Raw genomic sequence first — 25,184 nt, forward strand, 5'->3', positions numbered from 1 at the left:
GTGCTTTCAGGCCGGGCGGTCAAGAGTCTGGGCGGGCGAACCCAGGTCGCGCGCCCGCGCTTCGACAAAGGAGGACAGGATCGGGTGATCCTGAGCCGCATATTCGCGCGGAGTCATGCCCATGAAGGTGCGGAACTCGCGCGTGAACTGCGACTGGTCGTGATAGTGCTCATCGATCACTTCGGTCCACTTGCTGCCCTTGTGCAGCATGAAGCTGGTAAGGCTCCGCATGAACCGCTGGCGGCGCATCAGCAGCTTGGGCGTGAAGCCGAAATGGCGCGCGCAAATCCGCTCGAGGCTGCGCACAGACAGTCCCGCCCGCTCGGCGAATTCGGCCACGCTGCCGAGATCCTCATCGACCATCGCGCTGTGCACCCTCAGGATCGTCGCTTCGTCGCGATGCGGGCGCGACAGAAGGCGCATGGCAGCGCACAAGGCTTCGAACTGCTCTTCAATGCTTACGCCGGGATTGCACAGCACGTCGCGGAGCGACGCGAACTTGCGAAACGCCGGATGTTGCGTTCCGTCCGACACGCTATTGGCCAGCGCCTTTGCTTCGACGTCGACATAGCGCGCCCAGCCAAGCGGAAGGAATCCGACACCCCACATGCGCACTGTGCCCAGCTCGAATTCGGTAGGGCGCGAGCTCGGACCGGTGGCGGTGAAGTTGGTATCGATGACCGGCTCGTGCCCGGCCATGCGCGACCATGGCATCACGCCGCAGAAGAAGCGGATATTGCCCCACTCAGGCTGGAGGTAGTCGCGGATCTTTCCGCCATCTTCGACGTCCAACTCAAGGCGGTAGAAGGAAGTGAAGCAGCCGTCGAATTCGCTGGGGGGCGCAAAGAACCGGCTGCGTATCGTGTACGCCGCAGTGCCAGCCCCCTTGGGTTCGCCCGACCCGTTCATGCGCGGGTGTTTGCCGGACCTCCATGCAATTTACAAATGGAAAGGCGCCGGAAGTCTCCTCCCGACGCCCCCAAAACTAACAGTCGGTATCGACTTCAGGCGGGCAGCGCGCCCTTGGCCTGAGCGATCACCGCCTTGAAGGCGCCTTCCTCGTTCATGGCGAGGTCGGCCATTGCCTTGCGGTCGAGTTCGATGCCGGCAAGCTTGATGCCGTGCATGAACTGCGAATAGGTCAGCCCTTCGGCGCGGACAGCCGCGTTGATGCGCTGGATCCAGAGCGCGCGGAAGTTCCGCTTCTTGATCTTGCGGTCACGGTAGGCGTACTGGCCTGCCTTTTCGACCGCCTGGCGGGCGACGCGAATGGTGTTCTTGCGGCGGCCACGAAAGCCCTTGGCCTGTTCCAGCAGCCGCTTGTGCTTGGCGCGAGTGGTCACGCCGCGTTTGATGCGAGGCATATCAGATTCTCCTTAAACCAGCGCGCTCAGTCGAGCCCGTAGGGGGCCCATTTCTTCACCGTCTTGGTGTCGGCTTCCGACAGGACAGTGGTGCCGCGGTTGGTGCGGATATACTTCGCATTGTGGCTGATCAGGCGGTGGCGCTTGCCGGCGACACCATGCTTGATCTTGCCAGTGGCGGTGAGCTTGAAGCGCTTCTTCACACCGCTCTTGGTCTTCAGCTTGGGCATTTCGATCTCCTAGTCAGAGACACGTTCGAACCGGCCCTGGCAGCCCTTTCAGCCAGGCAGGCGACTTGATTCGTGTCGATGAAGCGCGCGCAATTAGCGGATCGGGAGCAGAATGCAAGCGCGATGCCGATTCCTGCCGTTCGGTTCCGGCGGGCATGCATGGGACGATGCGACACATGCGACACTGTCTTAAGAAGAAAAACTCGCCCGTCCTGCCTGCCCCTTCATAGGGTGCGAGTCCGGCGGATCTGGCGGGCGGCATGGCGATCATGCGGCGACATTGGCAAACGAGCGCCGAGTAGGAAAGCCGGGATGGAAGCGTGCCGCAGGTTACGCGATATCAGGCGTGCATCGCTTCAAGCACGTCCTCGAGCCGCGCCGGGTCGCCGATCGCCAGCACTTCGCCCGTGCTGTCGGCGTTGAGCGGGTCGCCATTCCAGTCGCACATGATGCAGCCCGCCCCTTCGACCACCGGCACGAGCGCAGCGAAATCGTGCAGCTTCAGGCCTGCCTCGCACACCACATCGACATGGCCCGATGCGACCAGCCCGTAATTGTAGCAATCGCCGCCCCAGATGATCTTGCGATGCGCCACTGCACCGGCGAGCTTCATGAAAGGTTCGACCTGCTCGCCCGAGAACAAATGCGGGCTGGTAGTGGCAAGCACTGCATCGCCCAGCGCGCGGCAGGGCGAGCCGTGCACCGGCGTGCCGTTGAACATGGTGGCCTGCCCCGCTGCGCCGATCCAGCGTTCGCCCAGGATCGGCTGGTCGATCACGCCCAGCACCGGCCAACCGTCCTCCATCAGCGCGATCAGCGTGCCGAAGATCGGGCGCCCGGCGATAAAGCTGGTGGTGCCATCGATCGGATCGAGCACCCATTGCCGCCCCGCGCCCGGATTGCGGTTGCCATATTCCTCGCCGATGATCCCGTCGGCCGGGAACTCGCGCTCAATGATGGCGCGCATGGCGGCCTCGGCGGCGCGATCCGCCTCGGTCACGAAGCTGTGATCGTCCTTGCGCTCGTGCGACCACGCGCCGCGATAGAGCGGGCGGATCGCATCGCGGGCGGCTTCGGCCAGGCGCTGGGCGCATTCGATATCGGATGAGTTCATGACAATTGCCTTGGTTGGCGATATGGAGTGACGCAACGGGTCGCGCAACACCTCCTTCCGAAATGAAATGCAAGGGTCGGAAAAGAAAATGGGGCGCGAAGGCAATAGTCTGGTGACAAGCCTCGGCTTGCGTTCGCTGCTGGGTCACACCGCGGCGGGCGAGCCGCTGTCATTGAACCGCGCGCCATGCGAAGAGCTCTCACCCTGGGTCGCGCGGGTTTACGCGGTGCAGGTGGAAGCCGAACCCGATCACATGATCCATTGCGGGCTGTGCGCCGACACGCCCGTGCTGCGCGTACTGCTCGACGGCGACTGGACCGCCGAAACGCGCGACGGCTTTGCGCGCTATCGCAGCTGCGCGATGTTCTTCGGCCCGCAAACCCGCAAGATGCCGGTGACGGTGAAGGGCAGTTTCGCTGCGGTGGGCGTGGCGCTCAGGCCCGGGGCTGTCGCTGCGCTGAAAGGGCCCAAGGTCGCCGACATGCTCGACCGGGCAATCCTGTATGACCATATCTATGGCGACCAGGAATGGGGCACGAGCGAGAAGCTGATCGAGTGGTTCGACCCGTCCAGCCCGCCCCAGCGCTGGCTGCGGGTGGCGGAGATCCTGGTGGGCGATCTGGTCGAGCGTGCGGGAGGGGCGCACCCCGATCCGATCGTCGAAGCCTTCGACAAGGCGGCCTTCGCCAATCCCAACATGAACATCGGCGATTTCGCGGAGGAACACGGGATCGAGCGACGCAGCCTGGAGCGGCTGATCAAGCGCGCCTATGGCCAGACACCCAAGCGCGTGCTGCGGCGCGCACGCGTACTCGACATTGCGGCCAATTTGCGCGGAGTGGCCGACGATGCCGAGGCCGAGGAGTTGGCGCTGCGCTATTACGACCAGTCGCACATGATTCGCGAGTTCGTGGAATTCTTCGGCATGACCCCGCGGCAATTCGTCAACACGCCGCAACCGATCATGACCAAGACGCTGGAAGCGCGCCAGGCACGCCGTCTGGAAGTGCTGGGACGGCACGATCCGGCCGAACGCTATCCCTGGCGCCGCGGCGACTAGGCCACGCTTCGCATCCGATTCGACCAGCCAGTTTTTTTGCGCTAAACATCGGAAAAATGTGGGGTTGCTCTCAATGGCTGCGGATTGGGAAGGCGAACACTGGCACCATAAATACGCGCCGAAATCGGGCACTTCGCGCGACGGCATGCCGCTGTCGATCAATCGCCCGCCGGCCGACGATCTCCAACCATGGGTCGCACGACTCGTCGCCGCCAAGATCGAAGCCGCACCGGGATCGCTGATCCGCTGCGGCATGTGCACCGATCTGTCCTTTGTCCGGATTGTCCTGCGCGGCGACTGGACCGCCACTTCGGCTGACGGAACCCAGCACTATCGCGACGAGGCGCTGCTGTTCGGGCCGCATTCGCGCTACATGCCGCTCAGCTGTTCAGGCCCGGTGATGGCGATCGGCGTAGGACTGAGGCCCGGCGCGCTGCCGCTGCTGACCGGTCGCGCCACGGACGAGCTGGTCGACCGGATTGAGCATGGCGATCCGTTGGGGCTGATCGAGCACGACCTGTTTGCGGAATATTCGCCCGACGACGATCCGGAGCAATGGCTCGAACGGATCGAGGGCAGGCTGCGCCGCCGGATTGCCGAACTCGCGCCCCCCCATCCCGATCCCATCTCGACCGCGTTCGAACTCGCCGGTTTCGCCGACCCCAACCTGTCGCTGAGCGATTTCTCGGAACTCCAGGGTATCAGCCTCAGGAAGCTCGAACGCATGGTGAAGCGCGATTTCGGCCTCACCCCCAAGCAGGTCTTGCGGCGCGCCCGCGCGCTCGACATCGCAGCCCAGCTGTGCGGGGTGGCGGATGACGCCGAGGCGGAGGAACTGATGCTGCGCTATTTCGACCAGTCGCACCTGATCCGCGAATTCGCCGCCTTCTTCGGAACCACGCCCAGCGCCTTTCGCTCATCCCCGCGTCCGCTGATGACGCTCAATGTCGAAATACGGCAGGCGCGCCGGTTGGAGGAACTCGACCGGCTGAGGCCCGGGCAGACGCGCCCGTGGTTCAGCGGCAAATAGCCTAGTCGAACAGCGAGCTGACCGAGCTTTCGTCGGCAATGCGCCGCACCGCTTCACCGATCAGCGGCGCGATGGTGAGCACGCGGATGCGCTGCGACTGTTCGGTCGCTTCGGTCGGGCGGATCGTGTCGGTGATCACCAGCTCTTTCAGCGCCGAACCGTCGACGCGAGCCACCGCCCCGCCTGACAGCACGCCATGGGTGATATAGGCCGCGACGCTCACAGCCCCCGCGTCGAGCAGCGCCTGCGCCGCATTGCACAGCGTGCCGCCCGAATCGACGATGTCGTCGATCAGGATGCAATGGCGGCCCTTCACATCGCCGATGATGTTCATCACTTCACTTTCGCCGGGGCGGTCGCGCCGCTTGTCGACGATCGCGAGCGGGGCATTGTCGAGCCGCTTGGCCAGCGCGCGGGCGCGCACGACGCCGCCCACGTCGGGGCTGACGACCATCAGGTCCTGGTCGCCGTAACGCGCCTGGATATCGGCGGCCATCACTGGCGCTGCATAGAGATTGTCGGTCGGGATATCGAAGAAGCCCTGGATCTGCCCGGCGTGGAGATCGACCGCCAGCACGCGGTCCGCCCCGGCACGGGTGATCAGATCCGCCACCAGCTTGGCCGAGATCGGGGTGCGCGGGCCGGGCTTCCGGTCCTGCCGAGCATAGCCGAAATAGGGCACCACCGCCGTGATCCGCTTGGCCGAGGCGCGCTTGAGCGCATCGATGCAGATCAGCAGTTCCATCAGATTGTCATTGGCCGGGAAGCTGGTCGGCTGGACCAGGAACACGTCTTCGCCGCGCACATTCTCGTGAATCTCGACGAACACTTCCTCGTCGGCAAAGCGCCGCACGCTGGCGTCCGTCAGTGGAAGTTCGAGATAGGCGGCGACCGCGCGCGCGAGCGGCAGGTTCGAATTGCCGGACATGATCTTCATCGCGCTGTTCCCCTTTTGCCGCATGGCGAATCGGGCATGCGGGCCTGCCGCGGGCTTAGCCGAGCGTCATCACATTGCAACAGAGCGGGCGGCGGCTTTTCCATAGCCAGCCCGCCGGTCGCACCGTCAGTCGATGCGGTGTTCGCCGCGAATCCAGCGGACCGTGCCCGAACTCGCCCGCATAACCACGCTGTGGGTCGTCATCTTGCCGCCGCGCAGCCGCTTGACGCCATCGAGCAGCGAGCCCGATGTGACGCCGGTGGCAGCGAAGATGCAGTCGCCCTTGGCGAGGTCTTCCAGCTTGTAGATGCGGTCGAGGTCCTCAATGCCCCAATTGCGCGCGCGCTTCTTCTCGTCATCGTTGCGGAACACCAGCCGCCCGTTGAACTGGCCGCCGACGCAGCGCAACGCCGCTGCGGCAAGCACGCCCTCGGGCGCGCCGCCCTGCCCCATATAGAGGTCGATCGTCGTATCGGGGTCGGTCACCGCGATCACCCCGGCAACGTCGCCGTCGCCGATCAGCACGACGCCGCATCCGATCGAGCGCAGCTCGGCGATCAGTTCGGCATGGCGCGGGCGGTCGAGCACGCAGACGATGATCTCATCCGGCTGCACGCCTTTGGCCGCAGCCACGGCGATCACATTTTCCGTCGGCGTCCGGTTGAGGTCGATTATGTCGGGCGGATAGCCCGGCCCAACCGCCAGCTTGTCCATATAGACGTCGGGCGCGTTGAGCAGGTTCCCTTCGTCCGCCGCTGCCAGCACCGCGAGTGCATTGGGCCCGGCCTTGGCGGTGATGGTTGTGCCTTCGAGCGGGTCGAGCGCAATGTCGATCTTCGGGCCGCGACCGGGCGCGCCGCCCACCTTCTCTCCGATATAAAGCATCGGCGCTTCGTCGCGCTCGCCTTCGCCGATCACCACGGTGCCGTCCATATAGAGCGTGTCGAACGCGCGCCGCATCGCTTCCACCGCCGCAGCGTCCGCAGCCTTCTCGTCCCCGCGACCGACCAACTGCGAAGCGGCAATCGCCGCGGCTTCGGTCACGCGGACCATTTCGAGCACGAGAACGCGGTCGAGCACGTTGTCGCCGGCGGGCTTCTTTGCGAGAATATCGGTATTCATGAGCGATTCAGTCCCAAAGGCAAAAGGTCCGGGGGCGCTTAGACACAAGGAGTGGCGCTTGTCGAGCATTGCGCCGGTTCCGGCCTGCAATTCATCCCAGCCGTGGCGGTCGGCGTGGCTTGTCGCCGCGCTGGCGCTGGCGGGTCCGGCCCAGGCGCAACAGTCCGAAGGCGCGAATCCCCAGGGAAGCAGCGCCGACGCGCTGGCTGCAGCGCGCAGCGCCTATGGCCCGCCCCCGCAGGTGGAGGATTGCTCGGCCGAGCAGGAAGCTGCGATCATTTCCGGCGAGATCATCGTGTGCCGCCGCAAGCAGGACACGAGCGAATATCTAACCGGCAGCCGCGAAGAGTCGCAGAGCCGCTACGCGCAGGAAACAATGTATGCCAACGATCCGCAGGCGCCCGATGTGGCCGGGCCGGGCATATTCCGCGGGCCAGCAACAGTCGGCAGCCTGTGCATCCCGGGACTGCAGAAGTGCCCGCCGCCGCCCGCGCTGATGATCGACGTGACTGCGCTGCCCCAGGCCCCGCCGGGATCGGACGCAGATCGAATCGCCAAGGGGCTGCCGCCGCTTGGCCGCGAAGCGCCACAGCCACCGCCAGAGCTGATTGCCGAACTGGGCCTGCCCGCGCCCGGCGAAGCAAGCGCGGAAGCCGAGGCCGAAAGCCCCGACGCTAGTCAGGCAGGATCGGCAGAACCAGAGGCTGGGCAGTAAGGCTGTCGGAACCTTCGAGCAGCGCCAGTGCCTGTGCCACGCAACGCTCGGGCCCCTCATGCGTCACCATCGCCACCAGCACATCGCCGCCGTCATCCGATCGCGCCTTCTGGATCAGGCTTTCGATCGACACCCCGGCATCGCGCATCGCGGCCGCGATCTCGGCCAGCACGCCCGGGCGATCCGCCACGGTGAAGCGCAGATAGGTCCGCTCCATGCGGTGCCCCGGCTCGGCCGGCGCCATCCTGGCAAGGCTCGCGACCGGGATCGAGAAGGGCGCACCCACCTCGTCGCGAGCGATGTCGATCAAATCGGCCACCACCGCGCTGGCGGTCGGCCCTTCGCCCGCGCCCGCACCCTGGAACAGCAAGCGCCCCGAGAAATTGCCTTCCGCCACCACGGCATTGGTCGGCCCGTCGACGCTGGCAAGCGGGTGCGATTTGGGAACGAGGCAAGGCCGCACGCGCTGCAGCAGGCGCGGCGCGCCGCTCTCATCGGGTTCGACGTCGGTCATTGCAATCAGCCTGATCACATAGCCCAGCGTATCGGCCTGGGCGATGTCGGCCGCCTGCACCCGAGCAATGCCGGTGGTTCGCACTGCATGGAAATCGATCCGCGCGCCAAAACCGATCGCGGCGAGTATCGCCAGCTTGTGCGCCGCGTCGATCCCTTCGATGTCGAAGGTGGGATCGGCTTCGGCATAGCCCTTGGCCTGCGCTTCGCCGAGCACTTCGGCGAAATCGGCCCCGGTATCCTCCATGGTGGAGAGGATGTAATTGCAGGTGCCGTTGAGGATGCCGTAGATTCGCTCGAGCTTGTTGGCGGAAGTGCCTTCGCGCAGCCCCTTCACCACCGGGATCCCGCCTGCAACCGCCGCTTCGAATTTGAGCGCGACGTCCCTCGCTTCGGCGAGCTCGGCCAGCGCCAGCCCGTGATGCGCGATCATCGCCTTGTTCGCGGTGACCAGCGGCTTGCCTGCGCCGAGCGCGGCCCGGGCCAAAGTCAAGGCGGGGCCATCCGAGCCGCCGACCAGTTCGACCACCACGTCGACATCGTCGCGCTGCGCCAGCGCCGCCATGTCGTCTTCCCAGCCATAGCGCGAAAGGTCGATTCGGCGTTCGCGATGGCGATCGCGCGCGCTCACCGCCACCAGCTCGATCGGTCGCCCGGCGCGGGCGGCGAGCAGGTCGCGATTGGTGTCGAGCAGCCGGATCACCCCGACGCCCACCGTGCCGAGCCCGGCCAAGCCGATGCGAAGCGGATCAGGCATGGGCCACCTCATCGCTGGCAAAGCCATAGGCGGCGCGCACCTCGTCTTCGATGCGCAAAGGCTTGCCGGTGCCGAGATCGACCCTGACCTGCACCAGGCGGATGTCGGCGCGATGGCTGCCATCGTCCGCTCCATGAAGCGAGACCAGCATGGTCATGCTGGAATTGCCGATATGTTCGACCGTCAGCCGCCCTTCGATCAGTTCGTCGTTACGGATCGGGACGAGGTAATCGACTTCCGCCCGGCGCACATGGAACTCAAGGTCACCGGGCAGGCCGGCAGTGCCGCGATCGCGCAGGAATTCGGTCACCAGCACATCGGCATATTCGAGATAGCGCGAGTTGAAGACGACCGACTGCGGGTCGACCTCAGCATAGCGCACGCGAAAGACATGGCGGAATGGATAGCTCATCGCCGCTGCCTCTAGCGCGAGCATAGGGGGCGAGGGAACCACTTTGTCTTGGGGCGGCGCTAGTTGGGCTTGGCCCCGACGATCACAGCGATCGCGCGCAGGGCCCGAGCTCGCCCATCACCAGCGCATAGTCGCGCGCGGCCTGCGCGCGTGCAGCGCCGTCGTTCGACAGGTTCGCTTCATCGGGCAGGCGGGGCGGCAGCGCGCAAGCGAGCCGGTACCACGCAATCGTCTCGGGCGCGGGCGGGCGGGCGGACTGGTCGATGATCTCTCCCCACGAGACGCCCCATGCGGGCTGGCGACCGGGCCGCCGCAATACAGTGATCGAAACCGGAGCGCCCGCTTCGGTCTTGAGGAAAATCTGCGTCTCCGATTCGCCGGCAAGATTGCCGGGCACGGACAATGCATCGCTGATCCCCGTGACAACGGGCGGCGAATCGGATGCTGCGAGCGCCGACAGGACCGGGCGCAGCCGCGCTTCGAGCTCGGGCGAATAGGCGAGCTGCGCCGATTCGCTGGCCAGCTGCAATTCGCCCGGTCGCCCGGGAACCGCCCGCGCGAAGAGCAGCACCTGCTGCTTGCGCAGTTTGGGCACCTTGCCGCGCGCATCGAGCGGCACATCCACGAGGTAACGCAGCTGCGCCCCCACCCCGCTCGTCCCCGCAATCAGGGCCAGCGTATCCGCCTCGATGAAGAGCCGTGCGAATCCCGGTGCGACTCCCGTCGTGCGCTCCGGTTCCAGCGCGATCTGGCGACGAATCTCCGCGCGCAATACCAGTTCGGAAGTGTCGGCGAGACCGACCAGGTCGGCATAGGTCAATTGCGCTTCGCGGGAATCGGGCGCAGCCGGCACCTGTGCCGATACCGCCAAGGGCAGCGTTGCGAGGGATAGAGCCAGAATCTTGATTTTGAACATTTATTTTGCCTCGCATGGAGCCAGTAATGCCACCGATTACCTTCACCTTGCGTGGCTTGTCCACGCAAGGCTAAAGCGCTCTAATAGCAGACAATCAGGTCTGAATCGGAAATTAACCGATAAAGCGTTTGCCTGAGCTTGGCTTGCCCGTTAAAGCGCCGGTCTTGAGCCGGGCTAAGTTGGGGACAAGACTAGCCGGGCTCTGATTGCGGGTCGCATCGCTGCTAGCTCGCAATGCGTCCGGGTCGGTCGACTGCCGCCCGGTCAGGGAGGAAATGGAGTTCGAGGCTCCGCAAACTTCGTTTTGCGGTCGCCTAACTGTCGGGCTTTCAGCCTGACGAAGTGAATGGAGAGAAAGCGACTGGATGGCTTACGCTGACCAAACAACAAGCGGCAACCGGATAGTCTCCATCGTTCTGGTGGGACTGATTCACGTAGTTGTCGGCTATATCTTCATCAGTGGCCTGGCGATTGAAGCGGTGAAGAAAGTTGCCGAACGTGTGACCACGATCGACATCGAAGAACCGCCGCCGCCCGAGCCCGAGGATGAACCGCCGCCGCCCGAGCCTCAGCAGCAGGCTCCGCCGCCGCCCGTGGCTCCGCCGCCGCCGATCAATATCGCGCCGGCACCGCCCCCGATTCAGACCCGGCCCACGATTCCGCCGCCAGCTCCGCCTGCGTTGGTCGTGCCGCCGCCGGCTCCGCCCGCAGCGCCTTCAAGGGCGCGCGGCGCGACTCCGGACAATCAGCGTCGCTGGGCTGCCCGTATCCAGGAAAATTATCCGTCGCGCGCTTTGCGTGAGGAAATCCAGGGAACCGTGGGCGTGAACGTTTCGATCAGCCCCGATGGGCGCGTATCCGCATGTTCCGTCGCTCGCTCTAGCGGCTCGTCGATCCTTGACGAAGCGGCTTGCCAGGGGATGCAGCGCTACGCGCGTTTCAATCCTGCGCTTGACGCGGCCGGCAATCCGACCACGGGCCAGTATTCAACCAGCATTACCTACCAACTGAATTAGGCCGCGCGGCTTCGCACCAAGCCCAAGGCCCTTTGGGGACAATTTTTTAAGAGGACTTTTCGCAATGACTATCGAACTTCTTGCACCGGCTGCCGATGTTGCGCCGAACCAGTTTGGCTTCTGGGAAGCGATGCAGCAGGGCGGCCCCGTCGCCTGGTTCATTCTCACCATCATGATCATCATGAGCGTCGGTTCGTTCTACATCCTGATCACCAAGCTCTTCGAGCAAAACAAGATCATGAAGCAGTACCGCACCGAAGTGTCGGCCAAGTTCTGGCAGGCCGGTTCGCTCAAGGACGGCGCGACCAAGCTCGAAAAGAACAGCGCATGGCGCCAGGTTATCGACGACGCTCTCAAGGCTGAAGACGAGCACGCCAAGATGACCGACAAGCTCGAAGCTCATGACTGGATGCACGGCTCGCTGCAGCGTTCGCAGGACTCGATCAACGCCAAGCTCGCTGGCGGCCTGCCGTTCCTCGCCACTGTCGGCGCGACCGCGCCGTTCGTCGGCCTGCTCGGCACCGTTATCGGGATCTACCGCGCTCTGATCAACATCGGCATCGCCGGTTCGGCCTCGATCGACAAGGTCGCCGGCCCGGTCGGTGAAGCCCTGATCATGACCGCGATCGGTCTGTTCGTGGCTGTGCCTGCCGTGTTCGCCTACAACTGGCTGCAGGGCCGCAACCGTCGTATCGCCGAACACCTCTCGGCCTTCTCGACCGACATTCTTGCGAACCTGAGCTCGAATGGCGCCGTGAAGCCGGCAGTCAAGGCAGCTGCTGCCAAGCCCGCTGGCGCCTCGACGGCTCCCAAGGCCTGATCGCTGTAGATGACCGGGGGCGGCGCCAGCGCTGCCCCCGCCATCCACGACCCTCAGCGAAGTTTTACGGATAGGATTTAGCAATGGCGATTTCGATGGGAGGCAAGGGCGAGACCCCGATGTCGGACATCAACACCACGCCGCTCGTGGACGTGATGCTGGTGCTTCTGATCATCTTCCTCATCGCGGTTCCGGTGGCGATCCAGACGATCGAGAAGCTCGAAATTCCGGTGATGGAATCGATCGAGTCGAAGGATAAGGTCGAAAACCTTCTCCTTACCGTCAGCACCACCGACGCAGCCGGACGCAGTGCCGGCGAGCCAGGCTTCGAAGGCGCATCGCGCAGTGGCGAATGCCGCGTCTACTTCAACAACATCACCCCGGTGACGTCGGAGCAGCTCTACGACCAGGCATTCGCGCGTCTCGACGCAATCGTGACCCGCGCAGGCGGCCCCGAAGCGATCATGCAAAACCCCGACCAGATTCCCCAGGTGCACATTCGCGGCGACGTGAATGCACCGTGGCGCTGTGTCGCTGGTGCGATCTACAATGTGCAGGCTGCGGGCTATCCCACGGTCGGCTTCATCTCGAACCCGGTCGAACCCGGGATCTGACGCGCCTAGAAGAGAAATAGGAGACTACGCCCATGGCAATGTCAGGCGGCAAAGACGATGGCGCGCCGATGATGGAAATGAACATGACGCCGTTGATCGACGTCCTGCTCGTTCTCCTGATCATGTTCATCATTACCATCCCGGTGGCGACGCACTCGGTCGATATCGACCTTCCGCAGCCGAGCCCGCCGACCGATGTTCCGATCGACCCGATCAAGAACAAGCTTGTTCTGACGGCCGACAACCAGGTGTTGTGGAATGCCCAGCCGGTCACTCTTGGTGAACTGGTTTCGCTGCTGCAGGACACGCTGGCGATCCAGCCCGAGCCCGAACTCCAGTTCGAGCCCGAAGCGCAGGCGAGCTATGAACTCTCGGCCAATGTGCTGCGGATCATCAAGGCGTCGGGCGTCACCAAGTTCGGCTTCGTCGGAAACGAGAAGTACCGTTCGTTCGGCACCGGTGGACCCGGAGCGGTTGGCGGCCAGCAGTAAGGCTGCAAGCCAAACACATTTCGAAGAAGGGGCGGAGCGATCCGCCCCTTTTTTGTTGCCCGGTGCGGATCGGCCAGCAAGCCCAAGGCCCTGATCTGTCTGCGATCTTGCCAATCATTCGCGGTATGTTATGTTGTCACATCGCTCGCGCAGAGCGGGCGTGCAATCGGGAGAAATGCCATGCCCTACGCCTTGCGCCGCCGCCCGCCACCGTCGCGCCCGCTGAGCGACATGAACGTCACCCCTTTCATCGATGTCCTGCTGGTCTTGCTCATCATGCTGATCATGGCGGTGCCCATGGCCACCCATGTGACCGAGATCGACCTGCCCAGCGGCCCGGGGCCCTTCATACCGAACGATATCGAGAACACGGTTGCGATCGACGCCGGAGACCGGCTCTACTGGAACGGCAATGCGGTCAACCGCGCCGATTTGTCGCGCATGGTGCAGGCGGCCAGTGCCTTGCCGCGCGAGCCCCTGCTGCGCTTCGAACCCGATGGCTCAGCCAGCTACGACGCCTCGGCCAAAACCATCGCGCTGATCAAGGATTCGGGGGCGACGAGGTTCGCTTTCGTTGGCAACCACATGCACAAGGATTTCGGCAATTAGGAGCTGGCGGGAAGCGGCTATTCCTCGGCCGCTTCCCGCGCATCCACCCGCATCGCCTCGCCTGCCAGCGTTTCCGCCTCCAGCAGCAATTCCTCATCGATCGCGCCTTGCGGCACCGCTTCGCGCCCGATCATCGTCATCACCGGCACAGCCAAAGGGCTCACCCGGTCGAGTTCGACATGGACAAGTTCGCGGGCAGAGCGTTCGAGCAAATCCGCCAGCCGCCCTACATCGGTCATCCGCGCGCGGGCATCGGCCCAGGCCGCTTCAAGCAGCACGTGGTCTGGCTCGTATTTGCGCAGCACGTCGTAGATCAGGTCGGTCGAAAAGGTCACCTGCTTGCCGCTCTTGCGCTTGCCGGGGTGTTGGCGCTCGACCAGCCCGCTGATCACCGCGACCTCGCGGAAGGCACGGCGCAGCAAATGCGATTCCTGCACCCAATCGACGAATTCGTGCTCGAGGATATCGGGTGACAGCAGCGGGGCCGGAACGGTCACCGGCTTCAGCCCCCACACCGCAAGCGAATAGTCATTGGCAACGAAGCCGCCCGGCTGCAGCCCGCGATCCTCCATCCGCCGCGTGATCAGCATGCCCAGGCTCTGGTTCGCGTTCCAGCCTTCGAACGTGTAATAGACGCTGTAGTGCTTGCGCTCGTGCGGGAAGCTCTCGACCAGCAGCATGCCCGGCCCCGGCATTTGCGAGCGCCAATCCTGCACTTCCAGCCATTCGCGCACATCGTCGGGGAAGCGCGCCCAGCCCGCCCGGTCGACCAGCATCTCGCGTACACGCGCGGAAAGATGCGTCGTCAGCGGCATGCGCGCACCGCCATACGACGGAATGGTGGCGCTCTTCTTCGCGGCGCGCACCACCACGTCCATGTCCTTGAGCTGTTCGACCTCCAGGCTCATTCCGGCGAAGAAGAACGTGTCGCCGGGTGACAGCGTCGCGGCGAAGCGTTCTTCCACCCTCCCCAGGCTGCGCCCGTTGCGGAACCGCACGGTGAGCATTTCGCTATCGATGATGATCCCGGCATTCATGCGGTGGCGCTGGGCATGTTCGGGATGGGTCAGCCGCCACACGCCCTCCCTGTCGCGAACGATCCGCTTGAACTTGTCATAGGCGCGCAGCGCGTAACCGCCGTTCTCGACGAAGCCGAGCACACGCTGCCAGTCATCGGGCGTGACCCAGCTATAGGCCAGCGTCGAGCGCACTTCGCCCAGCAGCGCATCTTCCGCGAATGGCCCCGCGCAGGCGCAGGCCATCACATGCTGCGCCAACACGTCGAGCCCGCCCGGCCGGAACTCCTCGCCGTCGCGCTGGCCTTCGTCGACCGCATCCTTGGCGGCCGTCGCTTCAAGGAATTCGAAGCGGTTTCCCGGCACCAGGATCGCACGACTGGCTTGATCGAGCCGGTGGTTGGCGCGGCCGATGCGCTGCAGCAGGCGCGACGAGCCCTTGGGCGCGCCCATCTGCACCACGCAATCGATGTCGCCCCAATCGACGCCAAGATCGAGGCTGGCGGTGCAGACCAGCGCGCGCAGCTCGCCGCGCGCCATCGCGCCTTCGACCTTGCGACGCGCCTCGGCCGAAAGGCTGCCGTGGTGGATACCGATCGGAAGCTTGTCCTCGTTCACGTCCCACAACAGCTGGAAGATGAACTCGGCGAGGAAACGCGTGTTGGTGAAGACCAACGTGGTCCGGTTGCGCTTGATCGTGTCATAGAGCTGCGGGATCGCCCAACGCCCGGCATGCCCGCCCCACGGCACGCGCTCTTCAAAGGGCAGCAGGATTTCGACCTCGGGCGCGGCGCCCCGCTCGCCTTCGACCAGCTCGACCGTATCGACATCCCGCCCCCCCGAGTCGCTTTGGGGCGCCAGCCACCCCCGAAAACCTTCCGGATCGGCGACTGTGGCAGAGAGCGCCACCCGCTGCATATCGGGCGCAATCGCCTGCAGCCGCGAAAGGCTGAGTGCGAGCAGGTCTCCCCGCTTGCCGGTGGCAAAGGCGTGCACCTCGTCCACCACCACGCGCTTCAGCCCGCGGAACATCTCGAAACTGTCGGGATAGCTGAGGAGGAGGGAAAGGCTTTCCGGCGTAGTCAGCAAGACATGCGGGGGCCTTACCCGCTGGCGCTTCTTGCGTTCGGCTGGCGTGTCGCCGCTGCGTGTTTCGACGCGTATGGGCAGGCCGATCTCTTCGATCGGCGTGAGGAGATTGCGCTGCACGTCATGCGCCAGCGCCTTGAGCGGTGAGACATAGAGCGTGTGCAGCCCCTCGGGCGGTGCCGCACCATCCAGCCTCGATGCACAGAAATCCGCCAGCGTCGGCAGGAAGCCCGCCAGCGTCTTGCCCGCGCCCGTATCCGCCACCAGCAGAGCGTGCTTCCCCGCGTCCGATGCGGCGAGCATTTCTCCCTGGTGCCGCCGCACACGCCATCCCCGCCCGGCGAACCAGGCGGTGATTTCATGTGGGACCAGAGGCAGTGCGTTCACGCTCCGCAAGGAAGCAAATCGCGCGACCCGTGGGAAGCGATAATGACGGGCGCTAGTGCCCCACGCTTTCGCCGCGTTCGAGGCCGCTCAATGCCAATTGCTCGTCGATCTGCGCCAGCAGTCGAGCAAGCCCTTCCTCGCTGTCGCTTTCGGCGCGCGCGACCAGCACGTCCTGCGTGTTCGATGCGCGCAGCAGCCACCAGCCGTCATCGGTGGTGACGCGCACCCCGTCGGTCGTGTCGGCCACGGCATCGCTTTCGGCGATCCGCTGCGCAATCTCGCCAATCGCGGCAAACTTGCGGCTTTCATCGACCTGGAAGCGCAGCTCCGGCGTGTTGAGCATCGCGGGCATCTCGCCGCGCAGCTGCGTGACCGACTTGCCCAGCCGCGCGCTGGCCGCAAGCAGCCGCACCCCGGCATAGAGCGCATCGTCAAAGCCGTAATAGCTGTCGGCAAAGAACACGTGGCCGCTCATCTCGCCCGCCAGCGGCGAGGAAACTTCCTTCATTTTGGACTTGATCAGCGAATGGCCGGTCTTCCACATCAGCGGGCGCCCGCCGCATTCGGCGACGCGATCGAACAATGCGCGGCTGGCCTTCACATCGGCGATCACCGTCGCGCCGGGATGCGATTTCAGCACGTCCTCGGCATAGATCATCAGCAGCTGGTCGCCCCAGATCACGCGGCCCTGGCCATCGATCGCACCGATCCGGTCGCCATCGCCATCGAAAGCCACTCCGAAATCGAGCTGCTTTGCCGCGACGAGCGCCTTGAGGTCGGCCAGATTGGCTTCGACCGTCGGATCGGGATGATGATTGGGGAAGTTGCCATCGACTTCAGTGAAGAGCAGGTGATGCTCGCCCGGCAAGCGCGCAGCAAGCTTTTCGAGCGCGGGCCCGGCAGCGCCATTGCCCGCATCCCAGCCGACCTTGATGCCAGCCAGCGCACCCGGATCGATCCCGGCGAGACCTTGCAGCAGGCGTTCGACATAGTCGTCGAGGATTTCATGCACTTCGATGCTGCCCGTGCCATTGGCCCAGGCGCCGCGCGCCGCGAGATCGCCCAGCAGCTGGATGTCCGCCCCGAAGAACGGACGCCCCTGGAATACCATCTTGAAGCCATTGTAATTGGCGGGATTATGGCTGCCGGTTATCTGAATGCCGCCGTGCACATCCTCGGCTGAGGCTTCGGCGTAATAGAGCATCGGGGTCGGGCCCATGCCAACCCGCACGACGTCACACCCGCTGGCGGTGAGCCCTTCGACCAGCGCGTGTTCGAGCATCGGCGAGCTCACCCGCCCGTCATAGCCGACCGCGACCTTTTGCCCCCCCGCTTCGCGCAGCAGCGTTGCGAAGCCGCGCCCGATCGCGCGCGCGTCATCGGGGCCGAGCGTTTCGCCGATGATCCCGCGGATATCGTATTCGCGCAGTACGGTGGGATGGAATCTATGTGTCATGTCTAATGCCTTGAAATCCTGCGGCCGGGCCTAAGCCAGCCGCATTTGCCCTGCAATCGTGCCAATCGAACTACGACGGAATTTCGGGCGGCAGTTCGGCCAGCAACAGGTCGCGCGCGGCATTGGCCTCATGCACCTGCTCGTTTGTTCCGCCGCGATCGGGGTGGACCATCGCCACCAGCCTTTTGTGCGCTTCGACGATCTGCTGCCGCTTCGCGCCCTGGTCGACGCCGAGCAATTGTCGGGCCCGCTCGATCGCGCGCTGCCGCGTGGAGGCGCCGCGCAGATACTCCCACGGCCAGCGACCGAAGATGAGCTTGCACCCCAGCGACAGCAGCGCCGCGATGACCAGCAGGCGCAGCATCAGGCGAGCTCGAGCCTTGGCTGCGGCGGGATGAATTCGGGCAAGGCCAGCGACTTGACCAGTTCGCGCAATTCCTGCCGCGCGACGAGGTGGCTGGTGCCGAGTTCGCCCAGATGGCCCTTGTCGAGTAGCGTCAGCCCCGACGGGAACAGCTCGCGATAGATCACGCGTTCGGAAAGGCCCTGCGCCACGCGGAAACCGACCCGCTTCGAAAGCTCTGCCAGCGCCTGTTCGATACGCGCCATGTTGCGCGCTTCGACGTGGCCGGTGCGATTGCGCACCACCACCCAGTCCATCTGGCGGCGCTGCTGCTCGATCGTGGCACGGCTGCGCTTGAGCCGCGCTTCCCAGATCAGTTCGGCATAAAAGCTCAGCCGCTTGACCTTGAAAGTCTCGCCTTCGACTTGCCCGATCAGGTCGAAATCGACGAAGCTGTCGTTCATCGGCGTGACCAGCGTGTCCGCCTCGGTCGCGGCATGGCGAGCCAGCGGATCGTCGCGCCCCGGCGTGTCGAACACGACATAGTCGGCGTCGGCCCCAAGCTCCGCCACCAGCGCTTCAAGCCCGTCGACATCGCCTTCAAAGACCCTGCATTCCGCACTCGGCAAAGCCACCTGGCGGCGCTGCGCCGTATCGGCGCGATTCTCGAGATAGCGCGCCATGGTGCGCTGGCGCTGGTCGAGGTCGATCGCCACGACCCGCGCCCCGCGATAGGCCAGCGCGATCGCGATATGCACCGCCGTGGTCGACTTGCCGGTACCGCCTTTCTCATTGGCGAAGACGATCCGGTGCGGGAGCCTGGCGGACATTTCTGGCGGGGCCTTTCGATCTGCTTGTATCGCCCGCATGTCGGGCGCTAGGGGAGGGAAAATCCATATCGGAGGGGCTGCCCGCGTGCAAACCGCCACTACGCTCGACATGTTGAGAAATGCCCTGGCCGCGCTGCGCGCCGGGGGCGGCAGCGTGGCGCTCGTGCCGACCATGGGCGCGCTCCATGAAGGGCACCTGACGCTGGTGCGCGAAGCGCGCAAGGCATGCGATCACGTCGTCGCGTCGATCTTCGTCAATCCTACCCAGTTCGGCCCGAACGAGGATCTCGACGCCTATCCGCGCCAGCTGGCAGCGGATTCGGCCATGCTCGAAGCAGAAGGCGTCGCGCTGCTCTGGGCTCCGGGGGTCGAGGCGATGTATCCGGCGGGTTTCGTCACTTCGATCAGCGTCAGCGGCGTGAGCGACAATTTCTGCGGGGCGGCACGCCCGGGCCATTTCGACGGCGTGGCGACAGTGGTGTGCAAGCTGTTCAACCAGGTCATGCCGGACAAGGCCTTCTTCGGCGAAAAGGATTACCAGCAGCTGGCTGTGATCCGCGCGATGGCGCGCGACCTCGACCTCACCCGGCCGCATGTGCGCGACATCATCGGCGTTCCGACCGTGCGCGAGGCTGACGGGCTCGCGATGTCGAGCCGCAACCGTTATCTTTCGCCCGAAGACCGCGCGAACGCGGCCGCGCTGCCGCGCGAAATGAAGGCCGCGATTTCCGCAATCGAGGCTGGAGAGGATGTCGGCGAAGCGCTGGCCACGCTCGAACGCAGGCTGGTCGAGGGCGGTTTCGCTTCGGTCGATTACGCCGCGCTGGCCGATGCGCAGTTGCTCGCGCCGCTCACCAGCCTGCCGCCAGCGCCCGCACGCCTGCTGGTCGCTGCCAGGATCGGCGGAACCCGCTTGATCGACAATATGGCAGTTGGTTAGCCAATCCCTGTTTTGCCTCGGCAGGATAGTTGGTAAACACCCTGTTAGGAGTTTTGAAAGCAAGGCGCATAAGCCTTGGTTCAAACCGAGAGGACTAAACGAGGCGGATGACCAACGACTCGCGCCTTGAATATTGGGAAGCCATGGCGCAGATCGCGCAGGCGCGCACGCTCGTCGCTTTCCGGCGCGCGATTTATGAAGTGCTCAAGGCGATCGAGTTCGGCGGCGTCTATTTCGTGGCTCCGGTGGTGGCTGACCGGCGGGTGGGCCGGGTGTTCTGGAACGTCGGCTTTCCCAAGGAATGGGAGGCCGCCTACAAGCAGAGCGGCCGCTGGGACGATCCCTTGCCCAATCTTGCGCTCAATCGCGGCAACGCCTTCCGCTGGTCCGACGCGGGCACGATCGCCTGCCTCGACGAATGCGGATCGGCCTATCTCGACAGGCTCGAGGAAGTCGGGATGGGCGAAGGCGTGGCGGTGCATTGCACCGGCCCCTATGCGCGATCGGGCTTTGTGGGCGTCGGCATGCCGAGCCATCCGGAAGCGCTCGACGATGCAATGGTGCGCCAGGTGCAGGTCGCGGCGCAGCTTTGCTTCCACCGCTATTGCGACCTCGTCGGCGCGTTCAAGGAAGAAGTGCCCGACCTGTCGCAACGCGAACTCGACGTGATTCGCTGGATCGGCGAAGGCAAGAGCAATGCCGTGATCGCGGAGATCCTCGGCATCTCGAAGAACTCGGTCGACAGCTATGTGAAGCGCATTTTCGCCAAGCTCGATGTGTCCGATCGCACGGCTGCGGCGGTGCGTGCGGTGTCGCTGGGGCTGATCGCACCAGGCAAGCATTATCGCGAAGCGGCGCACCGCCCGCGCTGGCTTACCTGACAATTTTCCACTGACCCCCAATTGAGGGACAAGCCAAATCGAACTGCCCCAGCTAGAGGCAGTTGAGAAATGGCATCAGAGCCTTTCGGGTTCCAAGCCGGGCGTCACCAGAAAAACTGGGACCCCGGCTTTTTCATTTCTATATCAATGATTTGGAGCGAGGACTGCGGCTGGAGCGGGTGAAGGGAATCGAACCCTCGTCGTCAGCTTGGGAAGCTGCTGCTCTACCATTGAGCTACACCCGCCTGCATCGCTTGCGGCAGGGATGCGCCATTGGCACAGTCGGCGCTCGCCGGTCAATCGCAATCACCCATAGCGGCCAGTGATCGGACAGCGCCCTTGCCAGCGGCGCGCCCGCGCGCCATTGCATCTGCTGAAGGAGAGACTCAGGACTCATGCGTCAGATTGATCATTTCATTGTCGGAGGTGCAGGTGCTCCTTCGGCCCGCAAGCACCAGGTATGGAACCCCTCGACGGGTGAGGTTCAGGCCGAGGTTGTGCTGGGCGATGCGGCGCTGCTGCAGCGCGCGGTCGAAGCGGCGAAGGCGGTGCAGCCGGCCTGGGCGGCGACCAATCCGCAAAGGCGCGCGCGAGTGATGTTCGAGTTCAAGCGGCTGGTCGAAGCCAACAAGCAGGCACTGGCCGAAATGCTCGCGAGCGAGCACGGCAAGGTGGTCGAGGATGCGCATGGCGACATCCAGCGCGGGCTCGAAGTGATCGAATATGCCTGCGGCATCCCGCAGGCGCTGAAGGGCGAGTATACGCCGAGCGCAGGCCCGGGGATCGACGTCTATTCGATGCGGGTGCCGCTGGGCATCGGCGCGGGGATCACTCCGTTCAACTTCCCCGCGATGATCCCGATGTGGATGTTCGGCATGGCGTGCGCGGCGGGCAATGCCTTCATCCTCAAGCCCAGCGAGCGCGATCCGAGCGTACCGGTGCGGCTGGCTGAGCTGTTCCTCGAAGCGGGCGCCCCCGAAGGCGTGCTGCAAGTGGTGCATGGCGACAAGGAAATGGTCGATGCAATCCTCGACCATCCTGACATCGCGGCGATCAGCTTCGTCGGCTCGTCCGACATCGCGCAGTATATCTACTCGCGCGGCACCGCGAACGCGAAGCGGGTGCAGGCCTTTGGTGGGGCGAAGAACCACGGCATCGTGATGCCCGACGCCGATCTCGACCAGGTGGTGAACGATCTGGCCGGGGCCGCCTTCGGCTCGGCGGGTGAGCGCTGCATGGCGCTGCCGGTGGTGGTTCCCATCGGCGAGGATACTGCCGACAAGCTGCGCGAGAAGCTGATCCCGGCGATCAACGCGCTGCGCGTGGGCGTGTCGACCGACAAGGATGCGCATTACGGCCCGGTCGTGACCCCCGAACACAAGGCGCGGGTCGAGCAATGGATCACCACTGCCGAGCAGGAAGGCGGCGAGATCGTGATCGACGGACGCGGCTTCTCCTTGCAGGGACACGAGAAGGGCTTCTTCATCGGCCCCACGCTGATCGACCGCGTGACACCGCAGATGAAGAGCTACCAGGAAGAGATCTTCGGCCCCGTGCTGCAGATCGTGCGCGCGAAGGACTTCGAGGACGCGCTCAAGCTGCCGAGCGAGCACCAATATGGCAATGGCGTGGCGATCTTCACCCGTAACGGCCATGCTGCGCGCGAGTTCGCGAGCCGGGTCAATGTCGGCATGGTGGGGATCAACGTGCCGATCCCGGTTCCGGTGGCCTACCACAGCTTCGGTGGGTGGAAACGTTCGGGCTTTGGCGACATCGACCAATACGGCATGGAAGGCCTCCGCTTCTGGACCAAGACCAAGAAGGTCACCCAGCGCTGGCCCGATGGCGGCGGCGACGGTTCCAACGCCTTCATCATCCCGACAATGGGCTAGTATCTCCGGCTGGATTGCTCGCCAGACGGGATACTTTAAGTAGGTTTGATGCCCTTCGAAGAAGTAACCGCAGCGGAGTCAAATTTTCGCGCAACTGCCGCGCACCTGCTCGCCGCGGCATTGGCGATCTTGGCAACGCCTCCGCTTGTGGCTTCGAGCACTTCACAGCGCGCCGGGATTCCGGCCGCATTCCACGGGCACTGGGCTGTGGATGCCGCCGAGTGCACGAACCCATATGCCACCAGGAAATTGACAGTCGATGGCTTCGACATGCCGGAATTGAGCGAATCGACGATCCGGGTCGATCTGCTGGGCAAGCGAGGCGACAGCATGTTGATGGAATACAGCACTACCGTTACCGACGTCGTTTATAGGGGGCGGCGCTTGATCCACCTGTCGCGCGATGGCCAGCGCCTCTCGATCGAAGAGCTTGGCGAAGTCGAAATCGGATCGATCGATCCCGAATGGAAGCCGGACCCACTGGCCCGGTTGCACGAGCCGGGCGAAGCGCCGGTCCGCAGGGAGGTGCTGGTGCGATGCGAAACCAAGGGCCAATGAGCCGCTTTTGGCTTTTCTGCGCCATGTTGGTGCTGGTAGCGGCACCCGCGATTGCAGATGACAAACGCATCGCGCTTACCTTTGACGATATCCCCCGACAGGCGGGGGCCTTCTTCACTCCCGAAGAGCGGACCGAGCGACTGATCGCCGCCTTGCAGGAGGCGAAAGTCGAACAGGCTGCGTTCTTCGTAAATCCAGGGCGACTTGAAACGCCCGATGGCGTCAATGGCGAAGCGCATGTCGCGGCTTATGTCGCGGCAGGCCATGTCATCGCCAATCATTCCTTTAGCCACCGACACTTGAGCAAGAGCACGGCCGAGGACTATCTCGCCGATATAGACCAGGCAGGGCATTGGCTTGCAGGGCGCGACGGATACCGCCCCTGGTTCCGTTTCCCGTATCTTGACGAAGGCGCCGACAACAAGGCGAAACGCGATGCAGTGCGCGCGGGGCTGGCTGAACGAGGTCTGCGCAACGGCTATGTTACGGCCGACGGCTCCGATTGGCACCTGGAAGCCCTGGCCGTCGAGGCCAGGAAGGCAGGGCGTGAAATGGATATGAACGCTCTTCGCCGCCTCTATCTGCAATCGCAGCTGAGTGGAGTCGCCTATCACGACGCCCTTGCCCGCCGCACGCTGGGGCGGTCGCCCGCACATGTGCTCCTCCTGCATGAGACGGACCTTGCCGCTCTGTTCCTGGTCGATCTCGTGACCGAGTTGCGCCGCGACGGCTGGACTATAATCACTGCTGACGAGGCCTATCGAGATCCGATTGGAGAGGCGATGCCCGACGTCCCATACAGCTGGGGGACCTTGACCGGTTCCATGGCGTGGGAGCAAAATGTCGAGCCACCGCTCTCGCCTATATGGATGGGGACATCGATGGTAAGCTGGGTGTTCGAAACGCGGGTAGTCAAGCAGGATTCATCGGGAAAGGCACAATAGGCATTGCTTCCGTGCGATGACGCATCAATGATGGATGGATGAGTATGAGAGAGCTTCTGTCACCGATCCTTGTCGTTTCCCTCGCCGCGTGTGGCAATTATGGGGGCACCGATTTCCCTCCTGCCCCTCCGACTGGAGGAAGTGTTTGCGACGCTGCCCCCGCACAATACCACATCGGCCAGGAAGCAAACTCTGCAACAGGAGCGGCGATCCTGCGTGATAGTGGCGCAAAGACGCTACGTTGGGGTCCGCCCAATTCCGCATGGACGATGGATTATCGCGAAGATCGGGTGAACGCCCGCTATGACGACGCGATGAAAATCACGGAAATCACTTGCGGGTAATCACAAAGGAATTTCCTCCAACCGCATGCAAGGTGGCGGAGCGGGCGCTCAAGTTGAAAGCAGACTAGTTCCAGCCAGGTTGAGAAAGGGCATCGACATGAAGAATTCCAGCCTGGGCATCATTGCAAGCGCCGCCGCCCTGGTACTTGCTGCATGCGGCGGCGAAAGCGAACCCGCAGCCACTCATGACAGCGCCAGCGGTGCGACGCCCGGCGAAATGGCATCCGAAGCAAGCGAAGCCACTTCCATGCCAGCTGCGGACGATGTCTCTACTGTCGATGGCACCACGCTAGCTGACTTCACCGGCGATCCCGCTGCAGGCGCAAAGATATTCATGCAGTGCCGCTCGTGCCACGTTGTCGAACCCGGTGTGAACCGTGTCGGCCCTTCGCTGGCGGGCATTGTCGGCCATGCAGCTGGAGCGATCGATGGCTACAATTATACCCCGGCAAATTCTGGCAGCGGCATCACCTGGACGCCCGAAAAACTCTTTCAATATCTCGAGAATCCGCGGCGGGTGATCCCCGGTACCAAGATGGCCTTTGCCGGCCTCAGGAACGGACAGGATCGCGCCGATGTGATCGCATATCTGCAGGCGCCAGGCGAATAGTCCTGGAGCGACGCCCGACGAAGCGAACGCTGCGTTCACTTTCATTTCCTGCCTCAAATCCGCTTGGTTTTTGTGCCACCTGAGGCAAAAAATGCGCAAGAGTAGCATCAAGTATAACTCAATATCGCGAGCTTCGAAGGGCCGCAAATCGACCGGGCCGGGATTGATGCAGCG

General features: G+C 64.1%; 28 protein-coding genes and 1 tRNA gene. 15 read left to right on the forward strand and 14 right to left on the reverse strand.

Annotated features, from left to right (window positions below):
• Positions 1-6: 6 nt before the first annotated feature.
• The 4 genes from ACUJ47_RS08505 to ACUJ47_RS08520 all read right to left on the reverse strand — a co-directional run bounded on the left by ACUJ47_RS08505 (position 7) and on the right by ACUJ47_RS08520 (position 2,708).
• Positions 7-909, reverse strand: a complete 903-nt coding sequence (locus ACUJ47_RS08505; RefSeq protein WP_445537976.1) for a helix-turn-helix domain-containing protein — start codon at positions 907-909, stop codon at positions 7-9.
• Positions 910-1,004: 95 nt separating this feature from the next.
• Positions 1,005-1,364: a 50S ribosomal protein L20 gene (gene rplT, locus ACUJ47_RS08510; protein WP_354143762.1), complete on the reverse strand. Its 360-nt coding sequence runs from the start codon at positions 1,362-1,364 to the stop codon at positions 1,005-1,007.
• A 26-nt stretch (positions 1,365-1,390) separates the two neighbouring features.
• On the reverse strand, positions 1,391-1,594 hold the full coding sequence (gene rpmI / locus ACUJ47_RS08515) for a 50S ribosomal protein L35 (protein ID WP_354143761.1): 204 nt from the start codon (positions 1,592-1,594) through the stop codon (positions 1,391-1,393).
• Positions 1,595-1,934: 340 nt separating this feature from the next.
• On the reverse strand, positions 1,935-2,708 hold the full coding sequence (locus ACUJ47_RS08520; RefSeq protein WP_445537977.1) for an inositol monophosphatase family protein: 774 nt from the start codon (positions 2,706-2,708) through the stop codon (positions 1,935-1,937).
• A gap of 112 nt (positions 2,709-2,820) precedes the next feature.
• Here ACUJ47_RS08520 and ACUJ47_RS08525 point away from each other — a divergent pair, with 112 nt between their 5' ends.
• Both ACUJ47_RS08525 and ACUJ47_RS08530 read left to right on the forward strand, forming a co-directional pair.
• Positions 2,821-3,768, forward strand: coding sequence for a helix-turn-helix domain-containing protein (locus ACUJ47_RS08525; protein ID WP_445537978.1), 948 nt, complete (start codon positions 2,821-2,823; stop codon positions 3,766-3,768).
• Positions 3,769-3,841: 73 nt separating this feature from the next.
• Positions 3,842-4,798 (forward strand): helix-turn-helix domain-containing protein, encoded by a 957-nt coding sequence (locus tag ACUJ47_RS08530; protein ID WP_445537979.1) that lies wholly within the window; start codon positions 3,842-3,844, stop codon positions 4,796-4,798.
• A gap of 1 nt (position 4,799) precedes the next feature.
• Here ACUJ47_RS08530 and ACUJ47_RS08535 read toward each other — a convergent pair whose 3' ends face one another.
• Both ACUJ47_RS08535 and glpX read right to left on the reverse strand, forming a co-directional pair.
• On the reverse strand, positions 4,800-5,735 hold the full coding sequence (locus ACUJ47_RS08535; protein ID WP_354143756.1) for a ribose-phosphate pyrophosphokinase: 936 nt from the start codon (positions 5,733-5,735) through the stop codon (positions 4,800-4,802).
• A 126-nt stretch (positions 5,736-5,861) separates the two neighbouring features.
• Positions 5,862-6,857 (reverse strand): class II fructose-bisphosphatase, encoded by a 996-nt coding sequence (gene glpX, locus ACUJ47_RS08540; protein WP_445537980.1) that lies wholly within the window; start codon positions 6,855-6,857, stop codon positions 5,862-5,864.
• A gap of 58 nt (positions 6,858-6,915) precedes the next feature.
• Here glpX and ACUJ47_RS08545 point away from each other — a divergent pair, with 58 nt between their 5' ends.
• On the forward strand, positions 6,916-7,572 hold the full coding sequence (locus tag ACUJ47_RS08545; protein WP_445537981.1) for a hypothetical protein: 657 nt from the start codon (positions 6,916-6,918) through the stop codon (positions 7,570-7,572).
• Here the strand turns inward: ACUJ47_RS08545 and ACUJ47_RS08550 are convergent.
• From ACUJ47_RS08550 to ACUJ47_RS08560, 3 genes are all read right to left on the reverse strand, one after another.
• Positions 7,532-8,842, reverse strand: coding sequence for a homoserine dehydrogenase (locus ACUJ47_RS08550; RefSeq protein WP_445537982.1), 1,311 nt, complete (start codon positions 8,840-8,842; stop codon positions 7,532-7,534). The two genes, ACUJ47_RS08545 and ACUJ47_RS08550, sit on opposite strands and share 41 nt — an antisense overlap.
• A complete protein-coding gene (locus ACUJ47_RS08555) occupies positions 8,835-9,254 on the reverse strand; it encodes an acyl-CoA thioesterase (RefSeq protein ID WP_445537983.1) in 420 nt (139 codons plus the stop codon). Before ACUJ47_RS08555 ends, ACUJ47_RS08550 begins: the two co-directional genes overlap by 8 nt.
• A gap of 82 nt (positions 9,255-9,336) precedes the next feature.
• Positions 9,337-10,170 carry a hypothetical protein gene (locus ACUJ47_RS08560; RefSeq protein ID WP_445537984.1) on the reverse strand — a complete coding sequence of 278 codons (834 nt, stop codon included), beginning with the start codon at positions 10,168-10,170 and terminating at the stop codon, positions 9,337-9,339.
• Positions 10,171-10,535: 365 nt separating this feature from the next.
• Between ACUJ47_RS08560 and ACUJ47_RS08565 the strand changes: the two genes are divergently transcribed.
• From ACUJ47_RS08565 to ACUJ47_RS08585, 5 genes are all read left to right on the forward strand, one after another.
• Complete coding sequence (locus ACUJ47_RS08565) at positions 10,536-11,186, forward strand: energy transducer TonB (RefSeq protein WP_445537985.1); 651 nt, start codon at positions 10,536-10,538, stop codon at positions 11,184-11,186.
• A 64-nt stretch (positions 11,187-11,250) separates the two neighbouring features.
• Positions 11,251-12,006, forward strand: coding sequence for a MotA/TolQ/ExbB proton channel family protein (locus tag ACUJ47_RS08570; protein ID WP_445537986.1), 756 nt, complete (start codon positions 11,251-11,253; stop codon positions 12,004-12,006).
• An 83-nt stretch (positions 12,007-12,089) separates the two neighbouring features.
• A complete protein-coding gene (locus ACUJ47_RS08575; protein ID WP_445537987.1) occupies positions 12,090-12,620 on the forward strand; it encodes an ExbD/TolR family protein in 531 nt (176 codons plus the stop codon).
• 32 nt (positions 12,621-12,652) lie between these two features.
• A complete protein-coding gene (locus ACUJ47_RS08580) occupies positions 12,653-13,111 on the forward strand; it encodes an ExbD/TolR family protein (RefSeq protein WP_445537988.1) in 459 nt (152 codons plus the stop codon).
• Positions 13,112-13,291: 180 nt separating this feature from the next.
• Positions 13,292-13,720 carry an ExbD/TolR family protein gene (locus ACUJ47_RS08585; protein ID WP_445537989.1) on the forward strand — a complete coding sequence of 143 codons (429 nt, stop codon included), beginning with the start codon at positions 13,292-13,294 and terminating at the stop codon, positions 13,718-13,720.
• Between the two features lie 17 nt (positions 13,721-13,737).
• On the opposite strand, the gene ACUJ47_RS08590 is transcribed toward ACUJ47_RS08585, so the two are convergent.
• The 4 genes from ACUJ47_RS08590 to ACUJ47_RS08605 all read right to left on the reverse strand — a co-directional run bounded on the left by ACUJ47_RS08590 (position 13,738) and on the right by ACUJ47_RS08605 (position 18,841).
• Positions 13,738-16,212 (reverse strand): ligase-associated DNA damage response DEXH box helicase, encoded by a 2,475-nt coding sequence (locus ACUJ47_RS08590; protein ID WP_445537990.1) that lies wholly within the window; start codon positions 16,210-16,212, stop codon positions 13,738-13,740.
• Positions 16,213-16,264: 52 nt separating this feature from the next.
• Complete coding sequence (gene pgmG / locus ACUJ47_RS08595) at positions 16,265-17,668, reverse strand: phosphoglucomutase/phosphomannomutase PgmG (RefSeq protein WP_445537991.1); 1,404 nt, start codon at positions 17,666-17,668, stop codon at positions 16,265-16,267.
• 70 nt (positions 17,669-17,738) lie between these two features.
• Positions 17,739-18,032, reverse strand: a complete 294-nt coding sequence (locus ACUJ47_RS08600) for a molecular chaperone DnaJ (protein ID WP_445537992.1) — start codon at positions 18,030-18,032, stop codon at positions 17,739-17,741.
• Positions 18,032-18,841 carry a division plane positioning ATPase MipZ gene (locus tag ACUJ47_RS08605; RefSeq protein WP_445537993.1) on the reverse strand — a complete coding sequence of 270 codons (810 nt, stop codon included), beginning with the start codon at positions 18,839-18,841 and terminating at the stop codon, positions 18,032-18,034. Before ACUJ47_RS08605 ends, ACUJ47_RS08600 begins: the two co-directional genes overlap by 1 nt.
• 85 nt (positions 18,842-18,926) lie before the next feature.
• Here ACUJ47_RS08605 and panC point away from each other — a divergent pair, with 85 nt between their 5' ends.
• The gene (gene panC / locus ACUJ47_RS08610) at positions 18,927-19,781 is read left to right on the forward strand and encodes a pantoate--beta-alanine ligase (RefSeq protein ID WP_445537994.1); all 855 of its coding nucleotides are present in this window, start codon (positions 18,927-18,929) and stop codon (positions 19,779-19,781) included.
• 107 nt (positions 19,782-19,888) lie between these two features.
• A complete protein-coding gene (locus tag ACUJ47_RS08615) occupies positions 19,889-20,662 on the forward strand; it encodes a LuxR C-terminal-related transcriptional regulator (protein WP_445537995.1) in 774 nt (257 codons plus the stop codon).
• Positions 20,663-20,833: 171 nt separating this feature from the next.
• Here the strand turns inward: ACUJ47_RS08615 and ACUJ47_RS08620 are convergent.
• A tRNA-Gly gene (locus tag ACUJ47_RS08620) sits at positions 20,834-20,907 on the reverse strand.
• Between the two features lie 150 nt (positions 20,908-21,057).
• Here ACUJ47_RS08620 and ACUJ47_RS08625 point away from each other — a divergent pair.
• The 5 genes from ACUJ47_RS08625 to ACUJ47_RS08645 all read left to right on the forward strand — a co-directional run bounded on the left by ACUJ47_RS08625 (position 21,058) and on the right by ACUJ47_RS08645 (position 25,010).
• Positions 21,058-22,554 (forward strand): CoA-acylating methylmalonate-semialdehyde dehydrogenase, encoded by a 1,497-nt coding sequence (locus tag ACUJ47_RS08625; protein WP_445537996.1) that lies wholly within the window; start codon positions 21,058-21,060, stop codon positions 22,552-22,554.
• A 270-nt stretch (positions 22,555-22,824) separates the two neighbouring features.
• On the forward strand, positions 22,825-23,112 hold the full coding sequence (locus tag ACUJ47_RS08630) for a hypothetical protein (protein ID WP_445537997.1): 288 nt from the start codon (positions 22,825-22,827) through the stop codon (positions 23,110-23,112).
• The gene (locus ACUJ47_RS08635; protein WP_445537998.1) at positions 23,109-24,056 is read left to right on the forward strand and encodes a polysaccharide deacetylase family protein; all 948 of its coding nucleotides are present in this window, start codon (positions 23,109-23,111) and stop codon (positions 24,054-24,056) included. Before ACUJ47_RS08630 ends, ACUJ47_RS08635 begins: the two co-directional genes overlap by 4 nt.
• 44 nt (positions 24,057-24,100) lie before the next feature.
• Positions 24,101-24,400: an I78 family peptidase inhibitor gene (locus tag ACUJ47_RS08640; RefSeq protein WP_445538880.1), complete on the forward strand. Its 300-nt coding sequence runs from the start codon at positions 24,101-24,103 to the stop codon at positions 24,398-24,400.
• Between the two features lie 97 nt (positions 24,401-24,497).
• A complete protein-coding gene (locus ACUJ47_RS08645) occupies positions 24,498-25,010 on the forward strand; it encodes a c-type cytochrome (RefSeq protein ID WP_445537999.1) in 513 nt (170 codons plus the stop codon).
• Positions 25,011-25,184: the final 174 nt, after the last annotated feature.

This window comes from Altererythrobacter sp. Z27 (assembly GCF_052683155.1).

What these genes read in the sequence shown, in the direction of transcription:
- ACUJ47_RS08505 (WP_445537976.1), bottom strand. Translation starts at nt 909, where the DNA reads ATGAACGGGTCGGGCGAACCCAAGGGGGCTGGCACTGCGGCGTACACG.
- rplT (WP_354143762.1), bottom strand. Translation starts at nt 1,364, where the DNA reads ATGCCTCGCATCAAACGCGGCGTGACCACTCGCGCCAAGCACAAGCGG.
- rpmI (WP_354143761.1), bottom strand. Translation starts at nt 1,594, where the DNA reads ATGCCCAAGCTGAAGACCAAGAGCGGTGTGAAGAAGCGCTTCAAGCTC.
- ACUJ47_RS08520 (WP_445537977.1), bottom strand. Translation starts at nt 2,708, where the DNA reads ATGAACTCATCCGATATCGAATGCGCCCAGCGCCTGGCCGAAGCCGCC.
- ACUJ47_RS08530 (WP_445537979.1), top strand. Translation starts at nt 3,842, where the DNA reads ATGGCTGCGGATTGGGAAGGCGAACACTGGCACCATAAATACGCGCCG.
- ACUJ47_RS08535 (WP_354143756.1), bottom strand. Translation starts at nt 5,735, where the DNA reads ATGAAGATCATGTCCGGCAATTCGAACCTGCCGCTCGCGCGCGCGGTC.
- glpX (WP_445537980.1), bottom strand. Translation starts at nt 6,857, where the DNA reads ATGAATACCGATATTCTCGCAAAGAAGCCCGCCGGCGACAACGTGCTC.
- ACUJ47_RS08550 (WP_445537982.1), bottom strand. Translation starts at nt 8,842, where the DNA reads ATGCCTGATCCGCTTCGCATCGGCTTGGCCGGGCTCGGCACGGTGGGC.
- ACUJ47_RS08555 (WP_445537983.1), bottom strand. Translation starts at nt 9,254, where the DNA reads ATGAGCTATCCATTCCGCCATGTCTTTCGCGTGCGCTATGCTGAGGTC.
- ACUJ47_RS08560 (WP_445537984.1), bottom strand. Translation starts at nt 10,170, where the DNA reads ATGTTCAAAATCAAGATTCTGGCTCTATCCCTCGCAACGCTGCCCTTG.
- ACUJ47_RS08565 (WP_445537985.1), top strand. Translation starts at nt 10,536, where the DNA reads ATGGCTTACGCTGACCAAACAACAAGCGGCAACCGGATAGTCTCCATC.
- ACUJ47_RS08570 (WP_445537986.1), top strand. Translation starts at nt 11,251, where the DNA reads ATGACTATCGAACTTCTTGCACCGGCTGCCGATGTTGCGCCGAACCAG.
- ACUJ47_RS08575 (WP_445537987.1), top strand. Translation starts at nt 12,090, where the DNA reads ATGGCGATTTCGATGGGAGGCAAGGGCGAGACCCCGATGTCGGACATC.
- ACUJ47_RS08580 (WP_445537988.1), top strand. Translation starts at nt 12,653, where the DNA reads ATGGCAATGTCAGGCGGCAAAGACGATGGCGCGCCGATGATGGAAATG.
- ACUJ47_RS08585 (WP_445537989.1), top strand. Translation starts at nt 13,292, where the DNA reads ATGCCCTACGCCTTGCGCCGCCGCCCGCCACCGTCGCGCCCGCTGAGC.
- pgmG (WP_445537991.1), bottom strand. Translation starts at nt 17,668, where the DNA reads ATGACACATAGATTCCATCCCACCGTACTGCGCGAATACGATATCCGC.
- ACUJ47_RS08600 (WP_445537992.1), bottom strand. Translation starts at nt 18,032, where the DNA reads ATGCTGCGCCTGCTGGTCATCGCGGCGCTGCTGTCGCTGGGGTGCAAG.
- ACUJ47_RS08605 (WP_445537993.1), bottom strand. Translation starts at nt 18,841, where the DNA reads ATGTCCGCCAGGCTCCCGCACCGGATCGTCTTCGCCAATGAGAAAGGC.
- ACUJ47_RS08615 (WP_445537995.1), top strand. Translation starts at nt 19,889, where the DNA reads ATGACCAACGACTCGCGCCTTGAATATTGGGAAGCCATGGCGCAGATC.
- ACUJ47_RS08625 (WP_445537996.1), top strand. Translation starts at nt 21,058, where the DNA reads ATGCGTCAGATTGATCATTTCATTGTCGGAGGTGCAGGTGCTCCTTCG.
- ACUJ47_RS08630 (WP_445537997.1), top strand. Translation starts at nt 22,825, where the DNA reads ATGCCGGAATTGAGCGAATCGACGATCCGGGTCGATCTGCTGGGCAAG.
- ACUJ47_RS08635 (WP_445537998.1), top strand. Translation starts at nt 23,109, where the DNA reads ATGAGCCGCTTTTGGCTTTTCTGCGCCATGTTGGTGCTGGTAGCGGCA.
- ACUJ47_RS08640 (WP_445538880.1), top strand. Translation starts at nt 24,101, where the DNA reads ATGAGAGAGCTTCTGTCACCGATCCTTGTCGTTTCCCTCGCCGCGTGT.
- ACUJ47_RS08645 (WP_445537999.1), top strand. Translation starts at nt 24,498, where the DNA reads ATGAAGAATTCCAGCCTGGGCATCATTGCAAGCGCCGCCGCCCTGGTA.